The sequence below is a fragment of the Phocaeicola faecalis genome (genome assembly GCF_021730445.1).
GTDB lineage: Bacteria > Bacteroidota > Bacteroidia > Bacteroidales > Bacteroidaceae > Phocaeicola > Phocaeicola faecalis.
In genome coordinates this window covers 667,845-683,851 of the sequence record NZ_JADNRM010000001.1, presented here as the reverse complement: position 1 = coordinate 683,851, position 16,007 = coordinate 667,845, and the positions used below count along the sequence as shown (strand labels likewise).

Annotated in this window: 20 protein-coding genes; 10 read left to right on the top strand and 10 right to left on the bottom strand. The window is 42.6% G+C overall.

Annotated elements, in window-relative coordinates:
- Positions 1-33: 33 nt before the first annotated feature.
- Complete coding sequence (locus IR173_RS02960) at positions 34-468, bottom strand: Fur family transcriptional regulator (RefSeq protein ID WP_237038184.1); 435 nt, start codon at positions 466-468, stop codon at positions 34-36.
- A gap of 97 nt (positions 469-565) precedes the next feature.
- Here IR173_RS02960 and IR173_RS02955 point away from each other — a divergent pair, with 97 nt between their 5' ends.
- Both IR173_RS02955 and IR173_RS02950 read left to right on the top strand, forming a co-directional pair.
- Entirely contained in the window at positions 566-1,387 is an 822-nt protein-coding gene (locus IR173_RS02955; RefSeq protein ID WP_237038183.1) for an alpha/beta hydrolase, read from the top strand.
- 3 nt (positions 1,388-1,390) lie between these two features.
- Complete coding sequence (locus tag IR173_RS02950) at positions 1,391-2,149, top strand: SDR family oxidoreductase (protein WP_237038182.1); 759 nt, start codon at positions 1,391-1,393, stop codon at positions 2,147-2,149.
- A gap of 114 nt (positions 2,150-2,263) precedes the next feature.
- On the opposite strand, the gene IR173_RS02945 is transcribed toward IR173_RS02950, so the two are convergent.
- The 7 genes from IR173_RS02945 to IR173_RS02915 all read right to left on the bottom strand — a co-directional run bounded on the left by IR173_RS02945 (position 2,264) and on the right by IR173_RS02915 (position 8,574).
- Complete coding sequence (locus IR173_RS02945; RefSeq protein ID WP_237038181.1) at positions 2,264-2,512, bottom strand: cyclomaltodextrinase C-terminal domain-containing protein; 249 nt, start codon at positions 2,510-2,512, stop codon at positions 2,264-2,266.
- A gap of 297 nt (positions 2,513-2,809) precedes the next feature.
- Positions 2,810-3,970, bottom strand: coding sequence for a sodium ion-translocating decarboxylase subunit beta (locus IR173_RS02940; protein ID WP_237038180.1), 1,161 nt, complete (start codon positions 3,968-3,970; stop codon positions 2,810-2,812).
- 1 nt (position 3,971) lies between these two features.
- A complete protein-coding gene (locus tag IR173_RS02935) occupies positions 3,972-4,403 on the bottom strand; it encodes an acetyl-CoA carboxylase biotin carboxyl carrier protein (protein ID WP_237038179.1) in 432 nt (143 codons plus the stop codon).
- 24 nt (positions 4,404-4,427) lie between these two features.
- Positions 4,428-5,357: an OadG family transporter subunit gene (locus IR173_RS02930; protein ID WP_237038178.1), complete on the bottom strand. Its 930-nt coding sequence runs from the start codon at positions 5,355-5,357 to the stop codon at positions 4,428-4,430.
- A 31-nt stretch (positions 5,358-5,388) separates the two neighbouring features.
- The gene (locus IR173_RS02925) at positions 5,389-6,942 is read right to left on the bottom strand and encodes an acyl-CoA carboxylase subunit beta (RefSeq protein WP_005936811.1); all 1,554 of its coding nucleotides are present in this window, start codon (positions 6,940-6,942) and stop codon (positions 5,389-5,391) included.
- 71 nt (positions 6,943-7,013) lie between these two features.
- Positions 7,014-7,427 carry a methylmalonyl-CoA epimerase gene (gene mce / locus IR173_RS02920; RefSeq protein WP_005936813.1) on the bottom strand — a complete coding sequence of 138 codons (414 nt, stop codon included), beginning with the start codon at positions 7,425-7,427 and terminating at the stop codon, positions 7,014-7,016.
- A 166-nt stretch (positions 7,428-7,593) separates the two neighbouring features.
- Entirely contained in the window at positions 7,594-8,574 is a 981-nt protein-coding gene (locus tag IR173_RS02915) for a GNAT family N-acetyltransferase (RefSeq protein WP_237038177.1), read from the bottom strand.
- A gap of 85 nt (positions 8,575-8,659) precedes the next feature.
- Between IR173_RS02915 and IR173_RS02910 the strand changes: the two genes are divergently transcribed.
- From IR173_RS02910 to IR173_RS02885, 6 genes are all read left to right on the top strand, one after another.
- Positions 8,660-9,196, top strand: a complete 537-nt coding sequence (locus IR173_RS02910; RefSeq protein WP_237038176.1) for a nitroreductase family protein — start codon at positions 8,660-8,662, stop codon at positions 9,194-9,196.
- 56 nt (positions 9,197-9,252) lie between these two features.
- Entirely contained in the window at positions 9,253-9,522 is a 270-nt protein-coding gene (locus tag IR173_RS02905) for a hypothetical protein (protein WP_237038426.1), read from the top strand.
- Entirely contained in the window at positions 9,519-10,292 is a 774-nt protein-coding gene (locus IR173_RS02900) for a Rossmann-like and DUF2520 domain-containing protein (protein WP_237038175.1), read from the top strand. Before IR173_RS02905 ends, IR173_RS02900 begins: the two co-directional genes overlap by 4 nt.
- A gap of 2 nt (positions 10,293-10,294) precedes the next feature.
- Positions 10,295-10,813: a KdsC family phosphatase gene (locus IR173_RS02895; protein ID WP_005936823.1), complete on the top strand. Its 519-nt coding sequence runs from the start codon at positions 10,295-10,297 to the stop codon at positions 10,811-10,813.
- 7 nt (positions 10,814-10,820) lie between these two features.
- Positions 10,821-11,402 (top strand): Maf-like protein, encoded by a 582-nt coding sequence (locus IR173_RS02890; RefSeq protein WP_237038425.1) that lies wholly within the window; start codon positions 10,821-10,823, stop codon positions 11,400-11,402.
- A gap of 64 nt (positions 11,403-11,466) precedes the next feature.
- Positions 11,467-12,468, top strand: a complete 1,002-nt coding sequence (locus IR173_RS02885) for a 2-hydroxyacid dehydrogenase (RefSeq protein WP_237038174.1) — start codon at positions 11,467-11,469, stop codon at positions 12,466-12,468.
- A gap of 20 nt (positions 12,469-12,488) precedes the next feature.
- Here the strand turns inward: IR173_RS02885 and IR173_RS02880 are convergent, their stop codons facing one another.
- Entirely contained in the window at positions 12,489-13,658 is a 1,170-nt protein-coding gene (locus IR173_RS02880; protein ID WP_237038173.1) for a DUF3843 family protein, read from the bottom strand.
- An 82-nt stretch (positions 13,659-13,740) separates the two neighbouring features.
- Here IR173_RS02880 and IR173_RS02875 point away from each other — a divergent pair, with 82 nt between their 5' ends.
- Both IR173_RS02875 and IR173_RS02870 read left to right on the top strand, forming a co-directional pair.
- Positions 13,741-14,130 (top strand): DUF2721 domain-containing protein, encoded by a 390-nt coding sequence (locus tag IR173_RS02875; protein ID WP_005936838.1) that lies wholly within the window; start codon positions 13,741-13,743, stop codon positions 14,128-14,130.
- A gap of 27 nt (positions 14,131-14,157) precedes the next feature.
- The gene (locus IR173_RS02870; RefSeq protein WP_237038172.1) at positions 14,158-14,685 is read left to right on the top strand and encodes a TlpA family protein disulfide reductase; all 528 of its coding nucleotides are present in this window, start codon (positions 14,158-14,160) and stop codon (positions 14,683-14,685) included.
- Between the two features lie 17 nt (positions 14,686-14,702).
- Here the strand turns inward: IR173_RS02870 and IR173_RS02865 are convergent, their stop codons facing one another.
- A complete protein-coding gene (locus IR173_RS02865; RefSeq protein ID WP_237038171.1) occupies positions 14,703-15,863 on the bottom strand; it encodes a 6-bladed beta-propeller in 1,161 nt (386 codons plus the stop codon).
- Between the last annotated feature and the right edge of the window lie 144 nt (positions 15,864-16,007).

Below are 16,007 nucleotides of genomic sequence, written 5' to 3'. Positions count from 1 at the left end.
CACGCGTATATACGCGTGAATTTTGATGAGTATTCATTGTTTCAAAGGATATCGGTTGGCGCAATCTGCACACAATCCTTTCAATACATAATTGACCGAGTTGACCGTGAATCCCTGAGGAAGTGTGACCATAGGAATATGAATGCTTTTCAGGCAAAAGGTGCGATGGCACTTCTCGCAATAAAAGTGGGTATGGAGGTCGTCTACTTCACAATTACAGTCATTGCTGCAAACAGCATATTTCAGAGAGCCCGAACCGTCATCTATGGCATGGATGAGGTGATGAGTCAGAAACAGGGTGATGGTACGATAGATGGTAGACTTGTCTACGGTATCCAAGTCGTTTTCCAAATCTAATAAAGAAAAAGCCTCTTTGTGCTGCATCATGGTTTTCAGAATAAGAAGGCGTATGGCTGTTGGCTTTATTTCTCGTTGCTCCAGTTTCTTTAAATATAGGTCTTCGTTCATGATAGTAATTTTATTAATGAAACAAAGATAGCAAAAATAAGATGCAACTAATTTGCAAATTATGTATTATCTTTACCTCATTATTTAATTAAGCGATATGAAAAAACTATTTTGTACTCTATTAGTTAGTCTTTTGTGCCTGTCAGGAAGTGTGGTGCAGGCAGCCAAAGTGGATACGCTGTCTGTGCACAGCAATGCAATGAATAGGAATATAACTGTATTGACGGTACGTCCCGATAAGGCAGTGGGCGGAGAAAAGTGTCCGGTAATTTACTTGTTGCACGGGCACGGTGGAAATGCTTTCACATGGATGACGATAAAACCTGATTTACCTCAAATAGCCGACCGTGAAGGTATCATTTTTGTATGCCCCGATGGTAAAAACAGTTGGTATTGGGATAGTCCGCGTAATAAGGACTATCGGTATGAGAGTTTTGTTGCCAAAGAATTGGTGGAATATATAGATAAGAACTTTGCCACAAAAACAGATAGAAGCGGACGCGTCATCACAGGATTGAGTATGGGTGGTCATGGAGGAATGTGGCTCTCCATCCGGCATCAAGATATTTTTGGCGGAGGGGGCAGCATGAGCGGCGGATTGGATATTCGTCCGTTTCCCGATAGTTGGAACATGAAGGCCCAGCTTGGTGAGTATGCTTCGAATAAAGAGGTATGGGATAGTCACACCGTTATCAACCAGCTGGATAAACTGCAAAATGGTGCTTTGGCAATTATGATTGACTGTGGCGCGGATGATTTCTTTCTAGAGGTGAATAAGGCCGTTCATGAAGCATTGTTAAAACGGGGAATCGGACATGATTTCACCATACGCCCCGGAGCGCACAATCCCCAATATTGGAGTAATGCAATAGATTATCAGATTTTGTTCTTCAAGAATTTTTTTAATAAATCAAAATAAGCGATGGATAAGATTGTTTTTATCACAGGAGCCTCCAGCGGCATCGGTGCCGGATGTGCCCGTAAATTTGCATCTCAAGGTGCAAGATTGATTTTGAATGCTCGTAATGAAGAGAAGTTGTCAACACTGAAAGAGGAGTTGGAGAAGCAGTATGGGACTAAGGTTTGTCTGCTTCCTTTTGATGTGCGTGACCGTAAAGCGGCGGCTGAGGCGTTGGCTTCGCTGCCCGAAGAATGGAAAGCGATTGATGTGCTGATTAATAATGCCGGATTGGTAATCGGAGTGGATAAAGAGCATGAGGGTAATTTGGATGAATGGGATATCGTGATTGACACGAATATCAAGTCATTGTTGGCTATGACCCGACTGGTAGTTCCCGGCATGGTGGCACGCGGTAGGGGACATATCATCAATATAGGTTCGATAGCGGGAGATGCTGCTTATGCGGGAGGAAGCGTTTACTGTGCAACAAAGGCGGCTGTGAAGGCATTGTCCGATGGCTTGCGCATTGATTTGGTAGATACTCCGTTGCGGGTGACTAATATTAAACCGGGATTGGTTGAAACTAATTTCTCGGTAGTCCGTTTCCGTGGTGATAAGGATAAGGCAGATAATGTATATAAAGGAATCCGTCCATTGACCGGTGATGATATTGCAGAAACTGTCTATTTTGCAGCTTCCGTTCCCGAGTATATGCAGATTGCCGAAATGTTGGTGATGCCTACTTTTCAGGCTACCGGAACTATTGTTTCCCGGCATTAATCCATAACCGGTAGAAGTGAAGATACCTGAAGTATTTCAATAAGAAAGGCGGCTCCTGCAAAAAGAAGCCGCCTTTTTTCCATTCTCATTTACCTTTTTACCTTAAAAAACAAATTATAATTCGATAATAAGGGATTGGCGTGCACCTACGGTCATGTGTCGTGTGAGGTCAATCTTTTTGCCGCTGACAAGTTCTTTTCCGCTTTTTGAGTCGTTAGTCATCATACGATAGTGTTCGTTGGCTACCACTTGTTCGGCGTTTGTACTGTTTAGGACAATGAGTTCAGTTTTCCCAGAATTAGTACGTGCGTACATGTATATTCCGTGTTGAGGAATGTGGTACTTAACTGTTTTCTTTTCCATCTTCGTTTAATTTAGTTTGGTTTTACAGCGGCAAATTTATATGTTTTCCAGCATAATTCTAATCTTGTTTCAGCCAAAAAACAAAAAAAGATGTTCATTTCTTAATCTATATCAAGGAAAAAGGGGTTGTGTCAAAACGTGGATAATGCTGTCGTTTCGTTCGTAGGGGCGAGGTTCGCTCGCCCGAAAACAGTTTACTTTGTGTCTTCGGGCAGGCAAACCCTGCCCCTACAGCTGACGATGGGGGATAGGTCGGTTTAGTTTTGACACACTCCCTTACTATTATAATTCAATGAATTACATCAAGAAGCCCAGCAAAATACCGGCTGCAACAGCAGAACCGATTACACCGGCTACGTTCGGACCCATAGCGTGCATCAACAAATAGTTGGTCGGGTCATATTCCAAACCTACTACCTGAGAGATACGTGCAGAGTCGGGCACAGCAGATACTCCGGCATTACCGATAAGCGGATTAATCTTATTATCCTTGCCCAATACCAAGTTGAACAACTTCACGAAGATTACACCCGATGCAGTTGCAATGATGAATGAGAAGGCTCCCAAACCGAAAATCCATAAAGAGTCGGTGGTCAGGAACTCTGAAGCCTGAGTGGAAGCTCCGACTGTCAGTCCTAATAAGATGGTGATTGTATCAATCAGCGGGCCGCGGGCTGTTTCTGCCAAACGACGTGTTACACCACTTTCCTTCAACAGGTTACCAAAGAATAGCATACCCAGCAAAGGTAAACCTGACGGAACGAGGAAACAAGTAAGTAACAAACCGATGATAGGGAACATTACTTTTTCTGTATGAGAAACGACACGCGGCGGTTTCATACGGATTAAACGTTCGTGCTTGGTGGTGAGCAGACGCATGATAGGAGGCTGGATGACCGGTACCAATGCCATATAAGAGTAGGCTGATACCGCAATTGCCCCCATTAGATTAGGTGCCAGCTTGGATGACAAGAAGATGGCGGTAGGGCCGTCAGCACCACCAATGATACCGATAGCACCTGCTTGCATCGGGTCGAAACCGACAGCCAAAGCAGTCATGTATGCACCAAAGATACCAAATTGGGCTGCTGCACCAATCAGCATTAGCTTAGGATTGGAAATCAATGCTGAGAAGTCAGTCATTGCACCGATGCCCAAGAAGATGAGTGGCGGATACCATCCGGAGGTAACTCCTTGATACAGAATGTTAAGTACAGACCCCTCTTCATAGATGCCGACCTTAAGCCCGGCTTCCATGTTGAAAGGAATATTACCGATTAAGATACCGAAACCGATAGGAATCAGCAACATCGGTTCAAATTCTTTGGCTACAGCCAAATATATGAAGAATAAACCTACAAGAATCATAACAAGATGCCCTACCGTAGCATTGGCAAAACCTGTATATGTCCAAAAGTCAGCTAGGTTATTCCCGATAAAATCAATAAATTCTCCCATATTATTCAATAATTACAAGGTCAGTACCTTCAAGAACGGACTCTCCTTTACTTACATTGATGCTGGTAACCTTACCGTCTTTGTCTGCATTGATATTGTTCTCCATCTTCATCGCTTCAAGAATGATGATGGTCTGTCCTTTTTTCACGGTATCGCCGACATTTACTTTGATATCAAGAATAACACCCGGAAGCGGAGATTTAACACCGGATTTGCCGGAAGAAGGAGCAGCCGGTTTGACAACTGTTGTGGTAGGAGCAGCCGGCGCTGTAGATACAGGACGAACCACTGGTTTGACAACGGCTTTAGGAGCCTTTTCCATTTCAACTTTATAAGGAGTGCCATTTACTTCAACATGGGCGATATTGTCTTCTATATCTCCAATGGCTACCTTATATACATTACCATTGATTTTATATTTATATTCTTTCATCGTTTAATCTTTTTATTTGGTGACTTACTTTTTGTGGGGAGTTTCGCGCAAGGTGTAAATCTTAGAACTCCATGGTGAATAGCTGCGTTTGACGCGGGTAATGGTAAGAACTGTTTCTTCCACATCGTGTACGTCGCTTTGCATTTCGTGCATTGCCATAGCAATGGCGGCAAAAACTTCGCCCGGAGCTTCACCCAGTTTCTTCTCTTTCGCTTCCTGTTTGTCTGTGATTCCTTTCACTTTCATGGCATTGCGCTTGCTGAGGTTGACAGAAGCTTTTCCAACTAATTTGAAACAAATGAAGAGCAACAGCAACCCGAAGAATACAACACTCATAGCGGAAATGGACATACCGATACCTATCCCGTCATGCAGTTCGAATTTCTCCATCTTGGCATGACTGTTGATGGTTTTGTTATTTGTACTTGGAGTGACATATTTGTCGGCACTTCCACCTTTCACTTCCCACTTTTCGGCAGCGTCGCTGACACGTGCGTATGATTGGTTTGCACTCAATATACCGGCAGGTACTACAATCTGGTCAAGCAACTTCTTGCCGGAATCATAAAGACCAATCCAGTTTTCAGTGGCGGCATTCAGTTTGAAGTTTGTATGGAAAGTTCCACGGTTAGGTTCGCCGTCAGCCCAGAACAAAGCATGCTGGCGAGGCTTAACCAATGTCATTACATCACCTTTAGGGATAAAATAAGTGGCAGTATCACCAGGCTGGTTACTGACTTTCAGCAAGCAACCGGCAAGGTCTGCGCTACCAAATGACCTGTTGAATATTTCAATCCATGCACTATGTACCCCATAGTCGTCCTGAAAGTTGCTTTCATTTTCAATCAGCACCTCATTCAGCAACAGCTTACTGTTTGATTTTTGTTCTCCACAAGAACTTAATCCCACCATCAGCAGCAGAGAAAGGAATATTCCGATTTTAGTTTTATTCATAATCGTTCTCGTTTTAATGTAAAAAGCCTGATTACAATGGAATATTTCCATGCTTCTTAGCCGGGTTAGTTAATTTCTTAGTCTGCAACTGCTGTAAAGCACGGATGATGCGGAAACGTGTGTTACGCGGTTCAATTACGTCATCAATGTAACCATATTTAGCTGCATTATAAGGATTAGCAAACAGTTTGGTATATTCAGCTTCTTTTTCTGCCAGGAATTGAGCGGGATTTTCCTGGTCTTTTGCTTCGCGGGCAAACAATACTTCTACTGCGCCTGCACCACCCATTACTGCAATTTCGGCTGTAGGCCATGCATAGTTCATATCACCGCGAAGTTGCTTACAACTCATTACAATGTGAGAACCACCGTATGATTTACGCAGCGTAATAGTTACCTTGGGCACAGTAGCTTCGCCGTATGCATACAGCAACTTGGCACCATGCAAGATTACTCCATTGTATTCTTGTCCTGTACCCGGAAGGAAGCCCGGAACGTCTACCAATGATACAATAGGAATATTGAAAGCATCGCAGAAACGAACGAAACGTGCACCCTTGCGAGAAGCGTTGCTGTCAAGTACGCCTGCCAGATATTTCGGCTGATTGGCAACAATACCTACAGACTGACCGTTGAAACGAGCAAAGCCGATAATAATATTTTTGGCATAGTGAGGCTGTACTTCAAGAAACTCGCCATTGTCAACGATAGCACTGATTACTTCGTACATGTCGTAAGGTTTGTTGGGACTGTCGGGGATAATCTCGTTCAAGGAATCTTCCAACCGGTCAATCGGGTCTGTGCAATCGGCATAAGGGGCTTCTTCAAGGTTGTTCTGCGGAATGTAACTCAATAATTTGCGAATCAGAGCCAATCCTTCTTCCTCTGTCTGGGCAGTAAAATGAGTAACTCCGGATTTAGTGGAGTGCACACTTGCACCACCTAAGTTTTCCTGACTTACATCTTCACCTGTCACTGTCTTGACAACTTTCGGTCCGGTCAGGAACATATAAGAAGTGCCTTCCATCATCAGTGTAAAGTCTGTCAGAGCGGGAGAATAAACGGCACCACCGGCACACGGACCGAAGATACCCGAGATTTGGGGAATAACACCTGATGCCATAATATTACGCTGGAATATTTCAGCATAACCGGCAAGTGCATTGATACCCTCCTGAATACGTGCACCACCCGAGTCATTGATACCGATGACCGGAGCGCCCATTTTCATGGCTTGGTCCATAATCTTACATATTTTCATAGACATTGTTTCTGACAAAGAACCGGCAGAAACAGTAAAATCCTGAGCAAATATGTAAACTAAGCGTCCTTCGATGGTACCGCAACCGGTCACTACACCATCGCCCGGATAATGCTTCTTTTCCATACCGAAGTTGGTACATCTATGTTCAACGAACATATCCATTTCCTCGAAGCTTCCTTCGTCCAACAACATTGCAATACGTTCGCGGGCTGTATATTTTCCTTTTTCGTGCTGTTTGGCAATCGCTTTTTCACCACCGCCGAGACGTGCTGTTGCGCGGCGTTCAATAAGCTCTTTAATTTTTTCAAGTTGATTACTCATCTTTGTTCTGCTAATTAAGTTATTATTTGAGGAGAGTATTGTTATTCCTAATCTGCGGGTTATCACACCGATTAGGGTTTCTCACAAAGTTCTGTTAACACACCAAGCGTTGACTTTGGATGTAAAAAGGCAATGTTCAAGCCTTCTGCACCTTTGCGCGGAGCCTTGTCAATCAAACGTATACCTGTAGTTTCTGCTTCAGCCAACGCATTGGCAACACCATCTTCTACAGCAAAAGCCAAATGATGCATACCACCGTTACCGTTGTTTTTTTCAATGAACTTTGCAATAGTACTTTCGGGGCTGGTTGGTTCCAGCAACTCTATTTTTACGTCACCTACTTTCAGGAAAGCAGTTCTTACCTTTTGGTCTTCTACAGTTTCGATGTTGTAGCATTTCAGACCTAATACGTTTTCATAATACGGTAGGGCCTCTTCGATGCTCTTTACAGCGATACCCAAATGTTCGATGTGTGAGATTTTCATGATCTTATAATTTAAATGTTTGGTATAATTCTAATGCTTATCGGATAAAACTGCACAAAGAAAGTAAATTCGGGCTAAATAAAGAAATATTTCTTCAATTTTATTTCTTTTGGAAGGGATGCTTCATAGCAGGTTAAGCAAAAAGTAAGTCTTAATCGTTTTGCAGTTAAATATACATGCGGCATAAAAGGTTGTTCAACCAATTCCAACGGAACCGGAACCAGCGGCGGGTGCTACTTTGTTTACCGCCGAAACGGAGAATGAATTCACGATAACCGTGCTTCTTGAATGGAAGTCCGGCATCCATAAACTCAAAATGTTCACACCCCTCTTCTTGAGCATAGGTGAGGGCGGCCCAGACAGCTAATACACCGGGATATAAAAAGGCGTATGTCTTGCGCATACCTCCTGAAAACCAAAGATATGCATTGCCGTTGGAAAACACACAAACCGATCCTCCGATAATTTTATCTTTGTATTTCACTAAAAAGATTTTTGCCATTTCCTTGTCAGGACGTTGCCATGCCAAAAGACGGAAAAAGTTAAGATCGGGAAAGTGCTTTCTTACTTGAGAAGAGTAGGCTTTCTTCAGCATTTTGGAAAAGGCGGTGATATCCTTGTCATTGTCTGCCACTTCCATATAGGCTCCGTTTTTTAAAGCCTTGTTGATTTGTCTTTTACGGGAGACACTCAGTCGCTCCAATGGAGCCCGGCTATGTAGTGAATTGTATACTCTTAGCCAGTTGATGGGGAAATATTTGTTTTCCCTGAATGCCTTATAGCCAAATAGCGGGTTGTCTAAATTGCGAAACTCTATCAAAAATGATTTTTGCAGGACTTCACGGGTAAGGTGCTCTAATATATAGCTGAAAAGCTCTTCCCGATTCTGAGTTTCATCAAAATATTCTCCATTGCCATATATTTCACAACGCTTGATAATGGAAGGTGGAAAGAGACGTACACTCTTTCGGATGACGGCAAGCAGTTTGGCTACTGGGCGTTCTTCCAAATAGGCCACTATGAGTATAGGTTCATACCCACGGGTTAATTCGTACACACGAAATAGCTCCGTAGAATTGAAAATTGTATATCCCGGCAATGCCGGAATGGAATTTCCTTTGCGATATGTGGTTAGTCTTATCGGCATCTTCTTCGCAAATTTATTATTTTTTGTTTAGCAATCCATATTCTAATTGTATATTTGTGCAGAAAAATAAATAACTGAAAAGATTATGGAACAATTTAGTGACTTGATAAAGAACAGACGTAGTATGCGGAAGTTCACAGGAGAGGAAGTGAATCAGGAGGAAGTTGTAACTTTATTAAAAGCAGCATTGATGTCTCCATCGTCCAAGCGCAGTAATTGTTGGCAGTTCATTGCAGTGGACGATAAAGAAACATTGGAGAAACTCTCTCACAGCAAGGAGATGGGAGCTGCTTTCTTGACAGATGCTGCATTGGCTATTGTAGTGGTGGCTGACCCTTTGGCTAGTGATGTCTGGATTGAAGATGCTGCGATAGCTTCTATTATGATTCAGTTACAAGCGGAAGATTTGGGATTGGGAAGTTGCTGGATACAGGTCCGTGAGCGTTTCACTGCTACCGGTATGCCTTCCGGAGAATATGTGCATGAGGTGCTGGATATTCCTTTGCAGTTGCAGGTGGTCTCTATCATTGCTGTCGGACATAAAGGCATGGAGCGAAAACCTTTTAATGAAGAGCATTTGCAGTGGGAAAAAGTTCATATCAACAAATACGGAGGTAAATAGAAGTGGCTGTAAATCACAAGGATACTTATAAGGCTTCTGCGATATTCCTGATAGTAATGGGAATACTCTATCTGATTGATAAATTAATAGGCTTTGCTGCGCACGGACTGCCTTGGGTGATGCAGAAGGATAATTTATTGCTGTATGCGGCGGTTATCTTTTTATGGTTTAAAGCTGATAAGTCGGTCGGTATTGTTTTGGCTGGAATTTGGTTAATATTGAATATTGGCCTTGTGATAGCCTTGCTGGGGCAAATGTCTGCTTATCTATTGCCGGCAGCTCTGTTGATTATAGGAGTGATTTTATATTTGGTTTCTACCCGATGATGAAAAAGATAGTATTGATAGGTGCCGGAAACGTGGCTACTCATTTGGGAAGTGCGTTGTGTGGGGCAGGATATGATGTGGTGCAAATATACAGTCGGACAAAAGAGTCGGCAATGGAACTGGCTGGTAAACTTTCGACCGAATACACTGTTTCTATTGATGACATTCGATGTGATGCCGATATGTATATTGTGGCGTTGAAGGATTCCGCTTTGCAGGAGTTATTGCCTTTGTTGGTGAAAGGCAGGGAACAGGCTTTCTTTGTACATACGGCGGGCAGTATGCCTATGGATATTTGGAAAGGATATTTGTCCCGTTATGGAGTTTTTTATCCTATGCAAACTTTTAGTAAACAGCGTGCTGTAGATTTTGCCACAGTTCCTTTCTTTGTAGAGGCCGGTGGAGAGGCGGAATTGAATATGCTGAAGGAGCTGGCAGGAAAACTGAGTCCAATGGTATACGAAGCAACCTCTGAACAGCGGAAGTATCTGCATATAGCGGCTGTCTTTGCTTGCAATTTTGCGAATCACATGTATGCACTGAGTGCCCGGATTCTGGAAAAACATCATATTCCTTTTGAAGTGATGTTGAGTCTGATAGATGAAACGGCTAAGAAGGTGCACGAATTGTCTCCGGCAAAAGCTCAGACAGGGCCGGCCATTCGTTATGACGAGAATGTGATTAACCGTCATTTGGATTTATTGGCTGATGTTCCGGATATGCAGGAATTATATGAGAAAATAAGTAAAAGCATTTATAAACAGAAATAGATATGATAAATTATGATTTAACTAAGATAAAGGCATTGGTGTTTGATGTGGATGGTGTGTTGAGTGGTGAGACCATCTATCTTCATCCGAACGGTGAGCCGATGCGTTCTGTGAATATTAAAGATGGCTATGCCCTGCAACTGGCTGTCAAATGTGGTTTGCATGTAGCCATTATTACAGGTGGAAATACTGAAGCGGTGCGTAAACGTTATGAAGGTCTCGGTGTGAAAGATGTATATCTGGGTGCGGCCGTGAAGACAAAAGAATATGCACATCTGAAAGAAAAATACAATTTGAAGGATGAAGAAATACTTTATATGGGCGATGATATCCCCGATTATGAAGTGATGCGTTTGTGTGGCTTGCCTTGTTGTCCGGCAGATGCGGCTCCCGAAATTAAAGAAATAGCTGCTTATATTTCTCATCGTAACGGTGGCTTTGGTTGTGGGCGTGATGTAGTGGAACAAGTGCTGAGAGCGCAAGGAAAATGGATGTCTCACGAAAAAGCCTTTGGATGGTAAGTATGCTATGTTGAAAAATCTGGAGAAATATAAAGTAATACTGGCTTCTAACTCACCCAGACGTAAGGAGCTTCTATCCGGTTTGGGAATTTGTTATGAAGTAAAAACGTTACCCGGCATAGAGGAATCATATCCCGATACTCTTTCAGGAGAAGAGATTCCCGTTTTCATAGCCCGTGAAAAGGCAGATGCTTACCGGCAAACGATGCATTCGGACGAGTTGATTATTACAGCAGATACGATTGTGTGGCTGGATGGCCTGGTTATGGGAAAGCCTGCAGATGAAGAGGATGCCAAGCGTATGCTTCGTTGTCTTTCAGGCAAAACTCATCAAGTGATAACCGGAGTGTGTCTTACCACAACCGAATTTCAAAAAAGCTTTGCCACTGTTACCGATGTGACTTTTGCCGAATTGACAGAAGAGGAAATAGATTATTACGTACAGAAGTATAAACCGATGGATAAAGCCGGTTCTTATGGTATTCAGGAATGGATTGGTTTTGTGGGAGTGGAAGGCATTACAGGTAGTTATTTTAACGTAATGGGCTTGCCTATACAGCGGTTGTATAAGGAACTAAAGAAACTATAGACTTGTAAATTGAACCCAACACGTGCCATTTTTGTTATCATACTAAATAGTAAATAGAAAAATTATGGCTTACAAAATTGCTTTTTACGACACGAAACCTTACGACGAACGCTCGTTTACGGAAGCAAATGAGAAATTTGGCTTTGATATAAGATTTTATAAAGGCCATTTGAATATGAACAATGTGGTGTTGACCAAAGGAGTGGATGTAGTCTGCATCTTCGTAAACGACACGGCTGATGCCGAGGTTATCCGGGCGATGGCGGATAATGGCGTTAAACTGCTGGCTTTGAGATGTGCCGGATATAATAATGTAGATTTGGCTGCTACGGTCGGCCGTATGAAAGTGGTACGTGTTCCGGCTTATTCGCCTTATGCCGTTGCCGAATTTACGGTGGCGTTGATGCTTTCGCTCAATCGCAAGATTCCTCGTGCAACGATGCGCACACGTGATGGCAACTTTTCGTTGCATGGGTTGATGGGGTTTGATATGCATGGCAAGACTGCCGGTATTATCGGCACCGGTAAGATTGCAAAGATACTGATTCAGATTCTTCGCGGGTTCGGGATGAATATATTGGCTTATGACCTTTACCCTGATTATAATTTTGCCCGTGAGCACCAAGTGGTATATTGTTCGTTGGAGGAGCTTTATCATAGTTCCGATATTATTTCTTTGCATTGTCCGTTGACAGAACAGACTAAGTATTTGATTAATGATTATTCTATCAGTAAGATGAAGGATGGGGTAATGATTATCAATACAGGACGCGGCCAGTTGATTCACACCAATGCACTGATTGAAGGATTGAAAACAAAGAAAGTGGGATATGCCGGATTGGATGTATATGAGGAAGAAGGGCAGTACTTTTATGAAGACAAATCGGATAAAATCATTGATGATGATACGTTAGCCCGTTTGTTGTCTTTCAATAATGTGATTGTTACTTCGCATCAGGCTTTCTTTACTAAAGAAGCGATGGCAAATATTGCACATACCACCTTGCAGAATATCAAAGACTTTGCGGAAGGCAGACCCTTGGTAAATGAAGTGCCTGCTTCCTGATAGAAATGGGGGGGGAGAAGTTAATCTCCCCTATAGTAGTACAATAGTGCATGGCGAGCTATGAAGTCGGCATTTCTTTCCACTAATTCTTTCTCTCCATATTCCGGCAACTGTGCATCAGGAATATAATGGTTGTTGATTAAATACTCAAGCAAGTCCGGTGGACATTTAGTGGGTACTGTCAGCAGGTTGAAGGCCTCTCTGATAGCAACTTCCCGGTCGTATAGACTATTTAATGGGTCGGTGATGCATTCGCATATATCATTGGCCAATAGAATGCCTTTTTCCGGATTGGCCATCATGATGAAGTTTCGGTGTTCCTTCATTTGCGGGAGTGTATGATTGTCGTCATCCGGCCATTGTAATATCTGAGTCAGGAAATGATGCAGTTCTTCATATCCGTTCAAATATACTATTTGTGCTCCGTTTGTACCTTTGGTAAAGAGTTCGTAAGTGGTTCGGTTTCGTTCCTTTATCTCATCCGATAAAGTTGGAACATCAGGGTAAAGTCCTTTTATCTGCTGCCAGTCTTCGGTTTGATGGTCGGTTAATGAATCAATCCATTCATATAAAAAGAGTGCCATCGGGCCACAGGGTATGATGTATTTGTCGGAAGCTGTTACTTGTGCGATGTATTCCTGTACAGAGGGTTCGGTGAGATAATTGTGTCCGAACAGCCATAATAGTTTGTGCTCAGCCTCAGCTCTGTCTCTGAACTTCATAAAATACTTCGTCAGTGCATCATTCGCAGGTGCAGTTTCGTATTCTTCATCCAATATCTCGAAGAATGCCTTGGCTGTTTGCCGGATGGAAGGCTCCATCGGATGAATGTAAGGATGCGGATAAGGGGCTTTCTCGAGTGTGTTCCAGATAATGAAACGTATATCCTCCTCATTGATTTCATCTTTGATATAACCGGGATTTATCGTATAGAAGGGGAGTGCGGTTCCGTAAAGTTCCGAATGTTTGTTGACGAAAGACTGCCAAAGTCCCAGTCCCGAAATGACATCTTCCAGATAGGCTGCGGTATACAGACAGATTTTCTTTTTAAAAGCCTCGGGTATTTCATGTAAGGGGCAAATATGGAAAAGGCGGTTTGCCAGTTCCACAAAATAGTTGTCAGAGGGCTGCTGTCGGGTATATGGATGGATAGACAGCCAGTCTTTTATATACAAGTTTGCTTTTTGCATTCTATTATTTATTTGGTTTCATTGCAAAGATATCCGTTTTTGTTTTACTTTGCATCATACAAACTTTGAAATATTGAAAAAAATGGAAATAGATTTAACCACTCCGGCTTTGCTGTTCTCTGCCATATCATTGATAATGTTGGCATATACCAATCGTTTTTTGTCGTATGCCCAGCTTGTCCGTACGTTGAAAGATCAGTATCGTGAGAATCATTCGGCAGTCACGGCCGCTCAAATCATTAATTTGCGGAAACGTCTTTATCTGACCCGCGCTATGCAAGTGACCGGTATTGGCAGCCTGTTATTATGTGTGGTGAGTATGTTTTTAATGTACATACAGTTGTATATGGTGTCGGTTTATATTTTTGGCTTGGCACTTATATTGCTCATTATATCGTTGGGCATTTCTGTCCGTGAGATTTATATCTCGGTCAAGGCATTGGAAATTCACTTGAGTGATATGGATTCTTGATTTATTTTTTGCAGAAAAGAAAAATCGATGAAAAAGTTAATAGATAGTATATTCTTTATAGTGCTGTGCAGTTGTATGGCGCTGGTTTCTTGTATTTCGGACGGTGATGATTCCGATACAGGAAGTATAGAGTTGGTTGCAGGAGACAAATTGCCTGTGTTTGGTGTTACCATGAATGACGGGACAGTCGTGACCAATGAAAGCTTGAGGGGAAAGGTTTCCGTTATCGTATTCTTTAACACCGGTTGCAAAGATTGCCGTCAGGAACTTCCTGTGATACAACAAATATATGAGGATTACCGGGAGATGCCTTTGCTTGCAATCAGCAGGGCGGAAGGTGCCGCGTCTATTGCCGGTTATTGGCAGGAGCAGCATTTGACGTTTCCTTATGCTGCTCAGGAAGACCGGACTGTCTATCATCTTTTTGCTAAATCGGGCATACCCCGTATCTATATAGTTGATGCGGAACTGACTATCCGAAAAGTCTTTACCGACAACCCTTTGGCCGGTTATGATGAACTGGTTGCAGCTATAAATGATGCGTCCTTACGTTAAACCGGTGAAAAAGCGAATCATTCTAGTTCCAATATCATTATTATCGGATTATCGTCTTCACTTATCTCTACGTCCGGTATTTCACCTTTCGCTTCATCTGCCGGAATAAAGAAAGCCATTCTGTTTCCATTGATGCAGGCCGGCAATAACTTGATAACTGCACCCGAAGGAAAACGATAGGGAATTCCTTTTAATGAGGAAAACATATCGGGCCGGGTCAGGATGGCTCTTGAAACAATTTGGTGGGTTTCTTGGCTCCATATCTCACCAAAAGCCTTGTCTTTGTACGAGTACTGTATGAGGTAATATCCGGGAAAAGCTTTGATGGAGATACGTTTGATAAAAGAATCATTTTTATTCCACTTCATAAATTGCTTTACGTCCTCCAATGACGGTGCGTACTTGCCTTTACGCAGGATAAGTTCCGGTTTCAGTCCACCAGGAGTGAGCAGGAAAACACTGTCGCTATAAACATGATTGAACAGGCAAAGTTCCGGACCGCATTCTTCTACGCTTGTTGTCAGCATGATGCCTCCTCGTGTGACATAATCGGCAGTCGGGTTAAAAGGCAGAATGGAAGACTTTACTTGTAGCGCGGTATCCGACACAATGATTTCTGATTTTCCTTTGCTGAAGCTACCGCTACAAAAGTAAGTGTCTCCTTCCGCATGCAGCAGGTAGTTCAACTCGGAATCGACCAAATTGATTTCACGGAACAGTTTTCCCTCTTTGTTATATATAATGTATTTATGGCTTCCGTTATCAAAAATGCGAATGGTGGAGTCTTTCGGGTGATAGACCACGGAAGATAGGCAAGCATATTCTCCGGGGCCGTTTCCGATATGTCGAAAACTACTTAAAAAGTTACCTTTAAAATCGATACGGTGTATCCATTGCTCCTTTCCTTCCGAAATGATGCACATGTCATCACCCAGATAGTCTATCGTAGGGTGTCCGTCCATAAGATGAGAGGAGGAGAGGGGGATATAAGTAATCTTCTTTGCCACACTATTCCATGTGAACGTATCTGGAACTTCTTTGTTGATTGCTGAGGCAAAGTCTAGTATTGGTATGGTGTCTTGTGGGATTGTCTCCTCAGCGGTATCAGCTTGCGGATGGGAATGGCAGGCTGTCATTCCAAAAGCGGTAATCCATAAGATAATGATGTGTGTTTTCATTTTTTATTTGTTTAAGTTAGGTACCTGCAAATGTAGATAATCGGTTGAACTGTACCAATCGTTTACGTAGAATAGATATGGAAGTTTATCAAAAAAGAGAGATGTGCCAAAACTGAAGCAATTTATCATTTTGACACATCTTTC